This is a genomic window from Candidatus Effluviviaceae Genus I sp. (genome assembly GCA_016867725.1).
GTDB lineage: Bacteria > Joyebacterota > Joyebacteria > Joyebacterales > Joyebacteraceae > VGIX01.
In genome coordinates, this window is record VGIX01000057.1 from 1 (window position 1) to 8,900 (window position 8,900).

Genomic DNA, 8,900 nt, shown 5'->3' on the forward strand with positions numbered 1-8,900 from the left:
CATGGAGTACGTCGGCGTGGCGCGCGACCTGAGCCTGGCGTGCGGCGGAGGGACGATCGACATCGTCGGCAGCGTGCGGCTCACGCTCCACTACCCCGAGTACGCCGCGGGCACGCTCGACCAGCGCGCGTTCGGCCTGTTCGAGTGGTATCCGGAGACGGCGCGCTGGCTGACCATCGGCGGGAACGCGCGGCCCGACGGCAACGTCGTCGGCGCGGACGTGTCGCGGCTCGGCCGCTACGGGCTTTTCTTCTGGGACGACCTCGGCGGGGCCGGGCGCGGGCTGTCGGGCGTGCTCGTCGAGCCGAACCCGTTCTCGCCCAACGGCGACGGGCTGTACGACGAGACGAGAGTGATCTTCACGCTCGGCCGCGCGGCGGACCACGTGAACATCGAGTTCTACGACCTCTCCGGGCGCCTCGCGCGGCGGCTCGTCTTCCACGCGCCGGCCGACTACGTCGGCGGGACGCCGGTTGAGGTCATCTGGGACGGCACGGACGAGACCGGGCGCGTCGTTCCCTACGGGCTCTACGTGATGCGCGTCGAGGCGAAGTTCAAGACCTCGCCGATCTTCGAGCGCGTGAACGCCGCCGTGGCGGTGGTGAAGTAGGAGTGTCCATGCGCACGCTCACGCTTGCAGTCATCGCGGCCGCTCTGGCCTTCGCGCTCGCCGCGCCGGCCGCGGCCAACTTCGTCGAGGTGGAGACCGGGGCGCGCGCCATGGGCATGGGCGGCGCGTTCGTCGCGGTGGCCGACGACGTCACCGCGCTCCACTGGAACCCCGCCGGGCTCTCGACGCTCGACCGGATCCACGTGTTCGGGATGAGGACGAGCGTCTACGGCGTGGACGACCTCGTCGAGGACTCCGCGATCGCCGGGTGGGGGACCGGGCGGCGCGGGTTTGCGCTCGGCTGGGCGCGCACCGGCGCGCAGGACCTCTACCACGAGGACACGATCGTCCTCGCGGCCGGGGCGGCCACGCCCGTTGACGGGCTCTCCGCCGGGCTGGCCGTGAAGCGGCTGTCGGTGGACGCGCCGGGATACGACTACTACAACGACCCGAACTTCAGCGCGGACGGCGACGCGGGACTCGCGGCGGACGTCGGGTGCCTCTACCGCCGCGCGACCTGGAGCGCCGGCGCGGTCGTGCGCAACATCGGGGAGCCCGCGCTCCAGCTCATCTCGACGACCGAGGACCCCGACCCCGTCTACGCCGAGCTCCGCGTGGGCGGCACGTACCTCTTCCGCGAGGTCATGCTGATGAGCGCCGAGTGGCGCGTGCCGCGCGAGGCGCCGTCGTACCACGAAGAGAAGTCGAGCGTGAACCTCGGGACGGAGATCTGGTTCTACGACGCCTTCGCGCTTCGGGCCGGCATGAACCGCGACAGGATCACGGCGGGCCTCGGCCTGAAGAGCACGAACCTCCACGTTGACGTCGCGCTCCTCTCAGAGAGGCGGATCGGGAGTCTCTACCGCCTCTCCGCGAGCTTCCTGTGGTAGGAGGACCTGACATGCGGAGCGCCCTGGCGTTCCTGGTCGCCGTCTCGGTCCTCGCGCTCGCCCCCGGCGGGGCGGGCGCGGTGACGAGCCTCGAGGGCTACTCCTCCTTCATGACCGAGCTCCGGAGCAGCGGAGGCGGCGACCCAAGCTGGCAGCTCGGCAACCCGGAGTTCGAGGCGGAGCTTCGGCTCAAGATGAGCCCGTGGAGGAACGTCTCGAGCTACCTCAAGTTCACGGGATGGTCGAGCCGCTGGGAGGAGCATCGGAAGGCCACGCAGTTCTTCTTCCGCGAGGCGCACCTGCAGTTCCGCGGCTCGAACGCCGAGGCGTACCTCTTCGGCGGGCAGAACCGGTTCTGGCTGAACGAGCCGCTCCTCGAGATCGTGAACCAGGACAACGTCAAGCAGGACGAATGGGGCCCGCGCGCGCAGGGCATCCGCGTGGACTTCTGGGACGTGAAGGGGTTCACCGGCGCGGCGTTCCTGAGCGAGAAGAGCGACTACTTCGCCAGAGCCGTGAGCCAGCTCCCCTCGGGACAGCAGGACTACTACCCGGGCACGACGCCCGCCGACACGATCACGAGCAGCACCGACGACTTCCGGGCGTTCCGCCTGAACCGGAAGCTCGCCGGCGACCGCGTGCTCCTCGGCTCGACGTACGCGCGGAAGGACTACGTCCTCTACAGCGACGGCATCTTCCACGGGCGCACGCAGGACTTCGACGAGGCCGTCGCGGTCGACGCCGAGCTCGCGCTCGGCGAGATCGTCCCCGCGCTGTCGCGGTTCGGCCGCGTGACGTGGGTGAGCGAGTACGGGAGGAACACGTCCGGCTGGCTGTGGGACCTCGAGACGCCGCGACCGCACGCGTTCAAGACCGAGGTGCGCGACGTGCGGACGGGCCCGCTGCGCTTCCTCGGCTCGTGGGAGTCGTACGGCCTCAACTTCTACTCGCCGGGGCTCGCGAGCTGGAGCCGGCAGGACATGAACGACCACACCCGGTACTACCTCGAGGCGCACTACCGCGTCCCGACGAAGGCCATCAACCTCAAGGGTTGGACGTGGCGCGCCGAGCCCTCGCACCCCGAGCTCACGGACAAGCGCGAGCAGCGGGAGTGGGGGACCGAGGCGTACGTCGAGTTCGTCCACGGGTTCACGGGGAAGGCCGAGTACAAGGTCTACGAGAACAAGGACGGCGTCTGGCCGAACCTCCTCTGCGAGGTGACCGGCGAGAATCGCCTCGTGAAGCTCAGGACGCAGTTCCGCATCCGCGACATCGACAGCGACTACGAGCTCACCGCGTACGCGTTCGAGGCCAATGTGAACCTGTCGGACGCGTGGAAGTTCTACGCGCGCGTGATGAACGTGGACGAGAAGACCGAATCCAGGCAGACCGCGTTCGCGCAGCTCCGCTACCTGGGCTGGCAGGGCGCGGAGTTCTTCGTCGAGTTCGGCAACCCGGACCAGAGCAACGACATGGTCAACGACGGCGACTTCGTCAGCCACGACTCGGGCGCGACGACGGACAAGGTGTTCAAGGCGTTCGTGAGGATCTACTACTAGGGCCTCTCACGCGGAGACGAGCATGACGGGACGCACACTGCCGCCGCTTCTGGCCGCCGCGCTCCTGCTGGCGGCGCAGGCCTCGCCCGCCGCGGTGAACGCGGTCGAGGGCGGGATCGAGTTCAGCTACGCCGACCCCTACGCGGCGAGCGTGAGCCTGGCGGGCATCTTCAACAACTGGAGCACCAACGCGACGCCGCTCTCGCTGGGCGGGGACGGCGTGTGGCGGGTGGTGGTGCCGCTCGGGGCCGGGAAGCACGAGTACAAGTTCGTCGTGAACGGGACGCAGTGGGTCGCGGACCCGGACAACCCGAGGGTGGTGGGGGCGTACGGCAACTCGGAGGTCGAGGTGACCGCCGACGGCGGCGTGAGCGCGGCAGGCGCCGCCTCGGCCATCTCGAACACGCCGCTCTCGGCGCGCGTGAACCTCAGCGGCTGGTACCGCGGCAGCTACGACACGCAGTCGGACACCCCGAGCGATCCGCGGTGGCGGCTCGACCGGCCGGCGCACGAGCTCTATCTCAAGGTGATCCCGACGGTCACCCCGCAGGTGAAGGGCGAGGCGACGCTCCGGTTCGACACGGCCGTGGGCGACATCAAGAAGGTCTCGGCCGACTTCTACAGCGGCCACGCGACGCTCGAGGGCGGGCCGTTCACGGTCGTCGGGTTCTACAACGAGGAGCGGGTGCAGTTCGACGATCCGCTCGAGCTGGTCGGGCACATCAACCTGCCGGGGACCATCGCCGAGGAGCACATCCCCTTCGGCCGCGGAGCGCAGGGCGTCACCGTCACGGCCGACGTCGGCCCGACCGCGCTCACCGCCGTCTACGCCAACCGCTACGACTACGACGTCTGGAACAAGCCCACGATCTTCGACAACACCGACACCGACCTCCTCGCCGCGCGCCTGACGAGCCGGCCGCTTGGGGCCTTCAGGCTCGGCGCGACATACGCGTCGCACCGCGACGGCTGGTGGATGAGCTGGCAGGGAGGCAACGAGGACCCGTTCCTCGACGCGTACATCGACTCGACCGGATCGGCGAGCGACTGGTTCGAGTACGCGCGGACCGAGCAGTGGATCGCCGGCGACGCGAGCTGGAAGGGCATGTCCGACATGCTCGAGCTCGCCGCCGCGTACGGCCGCTACAGCTACGCAGGCCGCTGGGACATGGGCAACAGGGAGAGCGTCCAGGGCGACGACCTCGGCAACGGCGCGATCGACGTGCCCACGGGCGACATGAAGGGCTCGTACCTGAAGGGCATCGCGTCGGCGAACCTCGCGGAGCTCGTGCGCGCGCGGCTCTCGGTGGAGCGGCAGGCCGTGGACGGCATGAAGGCCGGCGAGGAGTACATCGCCTACGGCGCGCCGGCGTGGGCGGGAAGCCCGGTCCGCCAGCTCACCGAGGTGCGGTACGCGGGGTCGCCGCTCGTCGTGGGCGTGTACGGGCCCGCGCCGGAGCGCGACGACACGTTCGTCGAGACCGACGTCAACGTGACGCTCGGCATCTTCGGGCTCGGCCTCGAGTTCGACCGGAGCTCGTACGCGTGGGAGTATCCCGAGAGTCTTGCGACCATCGGCGGCCGCGGCTGGGAGGGGACGGCGAACAGGTTCGCGCTCCTGGGGCGCGCCGACGTCATGGCCGACGATCTCTGGTTCGAGCTCGCGTACCAGTCGCTCACGCACGACTTCGACGACGGGCTGTGGATGCCGTACGACACGGGCGAGCTCATCGGGCGCGCGGGCTTCACCTTCCGCCCCGACTGGAGCGTCGTGACGGATCTCCGGCGCGTGACCTACAGGGACGTGCCGTCCGGCGAGGGGACCACGGACCAGTCGTTCGTGAACCCGTACCTCGCTGTCGTCTGGAGCCCGCGCAGGAACGTCGAGGTTCGGCTCGGGTACGGCGTCAACCCGACGGGTTACGCCGACTCGCCCGTCGAGGGCCGCGGGAACGGTCGCGAGCGGTGGCGCTCGCAGTACCTGTGGGACCACAGCGGCGCCGACGAGGTCGGCGCGGAGCGCGCCCTCGAGGACGCGCGGGTGATCGGCCTCATGGCCGTGATCGCATTCTGACAGGGGAGGCGGACACGATGCGACACTTCCGGCGGACAGGACGAACGGCCGCGCTCCGCGCGGGCGCGCTCGCCGTGGGCGCCCTCGCCGCCGTCGTCGGCCTCTCGTCGTGCGCGGGCGTGCTGAGCGCGATCGAGGACAGGCTTCCGCCGCCGCACGAGGTCAAGGACGGGATGCTCTTCAGCTACTACTCGCCGTCGGCGCGGCAGGTCACGCTGGCCGGCAACTTCAACAACTGGGGCGGGACGCAGGGGGGCGGGCGGTACGACCCGAGCATCGACCCCATGAGCGACCCGGACGGTGACGGCGTCTGGACCATCGCCGTGCCGCTGCCGCCGGGGCGCTACCAGTACAAGTTCGTCATCGACGGCGGCGTCCGATGGGAGCAGGACCCGAACAACCCCGACAAGGCCACCGAGGGCGGGTTCGAGAACTCGCTCATCGTCGTATCGCCGGGCGTGCGGTACGCCGCCGAGGTTGTCACGGGGACTGGCGTGACGAGGGAGGCGACGCGGGTCGTCGAGCAGCCCGCGGACGCCGCGGCGGTCCCGGTCACCTTCGAGCTCGCCGCCCCCGACGCGCGCGAGGTGTCCGTCGCGGGGACCTTCAACGCGTGGGACCCGCTGGCGAACCCGCTCGCGAAGGGCGAGGGCGGCGTGTTCCGCGCGACCCTCGACATCCGGCCGGGGAGCCACGAGTACAAGTTCGTCGTTGACGGCACCTGGGTGGAGGACCCCGCGAACCCCGAGACCGTCCCGGATCCCTACGGCGGGAAGAACTCCGTCCTGACCGTGAAGTGAGCGGCGCGATGACGACGCAGGCGAGAGACAACCTCACCGCCTACGCGTTCCTCGCGCCGTTCCTCGTCATCTTCGCGGTCTTCCTTGCGTACCCCGTCTTCTACTCGATCTTCCTCGCGGTGCACGAGCCGCCGGCGGACTCGTTCGACGTGTTCTCGAACCTGCGGTTCGTCGGGCTGGCCAACTTCGCGCGGCTCCTCCAGGACACGCGGTTCTGGTGGTCCGTCCTCATGACCCTCTACTACGCCGCGCTCATCGTGCCGAGCGGCATCGCGGCATCGCTCGCGCTGGCGCTCCTCCTCAACAACCGGCTTAGGGCCGTGAAGGCGTACCGGAGCGCGTTCTTCATGCCCTACGTGCTCGACATGCTCGTCGTGGGCATCGTCTGGACGCTCATCTACAGCCCGCACGTGGGCATCGTCGTGCGCATCCTCAAGGCGGCGGGCGTGACCGCGTTCGCGGAGCGCGGGTTTCTCGGCACGCCCGGGACCGCGATGCCGGCGGTGGTGCTCGCCAACGTGCTCAAGGGCGCGGGGTTCGGGATGATCCTCTACCTCTCGGCCATCCAGAACATCCCGGCGTCCCTCTACGAGGCCGCGGCGATCGACGGGGCGAGCGGCTGGCAGCGCTTCCGGCGCATCACGCTGCCGCTCCTGAGGCCCATCACGCTCTTCATGGTCGTCGTCGGGACCATCTCCGCGCTCAACGCGTTCGTGGACGTGTACGCGATGACGAGCGGCGGGCCGAACGTGGACGTGGGCGGGCGCGCGCTCGGCGTGACGTGGGTGACGGGGTACTACGTGTTCGACACGTTCTACACGCAGTGGCGGCTGGGGTACGCGGCGGCGATGTCGTACGTGCTGCTCGCGCTCGCGATCGTCATCTCGCTCGCGAACCGGCGGTTCCTGCGCTCCGAGGCGTGAGGCGGGGCGGCCGGCGGATCGCACCGCGGGGAGTCCCCTGAGCGGACGCCGGTCGACGAAGAGGACGGCGATGGACCACAGGACGCAGGCGCGCATCCGGAAGGTCGTGCTCTACGCGGCGCTCACCGCGGCCGCGGTCGTCGTGCTGTTCCCCTTCTTCTGGATGGTCGTGACGGCGTTCAAGGAGCCGGGCAAGGAGTTCACGCCCGACGTCCTCCCCAACCCGCCGACGCTCGAGAACTTCCGGCGGGTGCTCACCGACTACGGGTTCGGCGGGTACTTCGTCAACAGCGTCATCGTCGCGACCGTGGCCGCGACGTTCGCGACGCTCTTCGCGGCGCTCGCGGGCTACGTGTTCGCGAAGAAGCGGTTCTTCATGAAGGAGAAGCTGTTCGCGTTCCTGCTCGGGTCGCTCATGATCCCCGGGCTCATGTACGTCGTGCCGCAGTTCGCCGTCGTGCACCGGCTCGGCTGGATGAACACCTACCAGGCGATGATCGTGCCGCACCTCGCCAACGTGTTCGGCCTGTTCCTCATGCGGCAGTACATGACCACGATCCCGTCCGAGCTCCTCGAGGCGGCGCGGATGGACGGCGCCGGGGAGTGGCAGCAGTTTCGGAAGGTCATGGTGCCGCTCTCGGTGCCGATCCTCGCGACGCTTTTCCTGCTGACATTCCAGTTCCATTGGAATAACTTCCTGTGGCAGCTCATCGTGGTGAACGTCGAGAGGCTCTACACGGTGCCGGTCGGGCTCGCGCTCTTCAAGAGCGCGCACGAGGAGCTGTACACGCTCAAGATGGCCGGCTCGTGCATTTCCGTCATCCCGATCGCGGCCCTCTTCTTCTTCGCGCAGCGGTACTTCATCGAGGGCATGACGATGGGAGCGCTCAAGGGATGACGCGGCGCGGGAGACGGACGGCGCGGCGCGCCGAGGGAGGTCGTTCATGAGGTCGTTCGTTCGTTGGGCGCGCTACGCGGCGGGGATCGCCGCGCTCGGGTTGCTCACCTGTCCGTGCGGATGCGGGCAGAGGGCGGAGCGTGGGACGCTCGTCGTCTGGCAGACCTACAATGAGGAAGAGAACCCGGTCTTCAAGGAGATCGTGGCGAAGTTCGAGGAGGCGCACCCGGGCGTGACGGTGAGCGTCGAGCGGCTCCCGTTCGCGGGCGCCGAGCCGAAGATCCAGACGGCGCTCACGACGCGCACCGAGCCCGACATCGCGCGCGTGGACGTGTCGTTCCTGGCGAAGCTCGCCAGCAAGAACGCGCTTCTCGACCTCGACCCGCACGTGCCGCAGGCGTTCCGCGACGAGATCCTGCCCGTGGCGCTTCAGAGCTGCGTCTACGGCGGGAAGCTCTGGGGCATCCCGGACCAGACCAACGGGCTGTGCCTGTTCTACAACAAGGCGCTGTTCCGCGCGGCGGGCCTCGACCCGGACCGCCCGCCCGCGACCTGGGACGAGCTCATCGAGCACGGCAAACGGCTCACCGACGCGAAGCGCGGCGTGTTCGGCATCGGGCTTTCGAACTCGCTCTGGTGGACGCTTCCGTTCTTCTACAGCTACGGCGCGGCGTTCCTGTCCGAGGACGGCACGCGCTGTCTCCTCAACAGCCCCGAGGCCGTGGCCGCGTTCCAGCTCAAGGTGGACCTCGCGAGGAAGCACAGGATCGAGGGGGGCGCGTGGCGGGCCGGCGGCATCGTCCACGACCAGGGGTTCCAGAGCGGGAAGTACGCGATGATCCTGAACGGGCCGTGGGCCGTGGAGAGCCTGAAGCGCACCGGCATCGACTTCGGCGTCGGGCTCATCCCGGCGGGGCCCGCGGGGTCGCACACGAACGTGGGCGGCAACGACCTCGTCGTCTTTCGGAGTACGAAACACCCGAAACTGGCGGCCGAATTCCTCATGTTCGTCGCGAGCGAGGAGATGCAGCGCATGTGGGCGATGCGGCTGGGGCAGATCCCGGTCAACGTCAAGGCCGCCGACGCGATCACGGCGGACGAACATCCCTGTTTGGCAGTGTTCGTCGAGCAGATGAAGACCGCCGT

8 protein-coding genes are annotated in these 8,900 nt (G+C 69.2%); all 8 read left to right on the plus strand.

Going from position 1 to position 8,900, the window contains the following annotated elements:
- On the plus strand, positions 1-610 hold a 610-nt coding region (locus tag FJY74_08900), incomplete at its 5' end, for a hypothetical protein (protein ID MBM3308431.1).
- A gap of 8 nt (positions 611-618) precedes the next feature.
- Positions 619-1,500: a hypothetical protein gene (locus tag FJY74_08905; GenBank protein MBM3308432.1), complete on the plus strand. Its 882-nt coding sequence runs from the start codon at positions 619-621 to the stop codon at positions 1,498-1,500.
- A gap of 11 nt (positions 1,501-1,511) precedes the next feature.
- Positions 1,512-3,059, plus strand: coding sequence for a hypothetical protein (locus FJY74_08910; protein MBM3308433.1), 1,548 nt, complete (start codon positions 1,512-1,514; stop codon positions 3,057-3,059).
- Between the two features lie 22 nt (positions 3,060-3,081).
- Positions 3,082-5,133 (plus strand): isoamylase early set domain-containing protein, encoded by a 2,052-nt coding sequence (locus FJY74_08915; protein ID MBM3308434.1) that lies wholly within the window; start codon positions 3,082-3,084, stop codon positions 5,131-5,133.
- Between the two features lie 17 nt (positions 5,134-5,150).
- Entirely contained in the window at positions 5,151-5,933 is a 783-nt protein-coding gene (locus tag FJY74_08920; protein MBM3308435.1) for a glycogen-binding domain-containing protein, read from the plus strand.
- Positions 5,934-5,941: 8 nt separating this feature from the next.
- Entirely contained in the window at positions 5,942-6,856 is a 915-nt protein-coding gene (locus tag FJY74_08925; protein MBM3308436.1) for a sugar ABC transporter permease, read from the plus strand.
- Between the two features lie 70 nt (positions 6,857-6,926).
- Positions 6,927-7,754 (plus strand): carbohydrate ABC transporter permease, encoded by an 828-nt coding sequence (locus tag FJY74_08930; GenBank protein MBM3308437.1) that lies wholly within the window; start codon positions 6,927-6,929, stop codon positions 7,752-7,754.
- A 46-nt stretch (positions 7,755-7,800) separates the two neighbouring features.
- The coding region (locus FJY74_08935; protein MBM3308438.1) for an extracellular solute-binding protein at positions 7,801-8,900 on the plus strand (1,100 nt) is incomplete at its 3' end.

What these genes read in the sequence shown, in the direction of transcription:
- FJY74_08905 (MBM3308432.1), top strand. Translation starts at nt 619, where the DNA reads ATGCGCACGCTCACGCTTGCAGTCATCGCGGCCGCTCTGGCCTTCGCG.
- FJY74_08910 (MBM3308433.1), top strand. Translation starts at nt 1,512, where the DNA reads ATGCGGAGCGCCCTGGCGTTCCTGGTCGCCGTCTCGGTCCTCGCGCTC.
- FJY74_08915 (MBM3308434.1), top strand. Translation starts at nt 3,082, where the DNA reads ATGACGGGACGCACACTGCCGCCGCTTCTGGCCGCCGCGCTCCTGCTG.
- FJY74_08920 (MBM3308435.1), top strand. Translation starts at nt 5,151, where the DNA reads ATGCGACACTTCCGGCGGACAGGACGAACGGCCGCGCTCCGCGCGGGC.
- FJY74_08925 (MBM3308436.1), top strand. Translation starts at nt 5,942, where the DNA reads ATGACGACGCAGGCGAGAGACAACCTCACCGCCTACGCGTTCCTCGCG.
- FJY74_08930 (MBM3308437.1), top strand. Translation starts at nt 6,927, where the DNA reads ATGGACCACAGGACGCAGGCGCGCATCCGGAAGGTCGTGCTCTACGCG.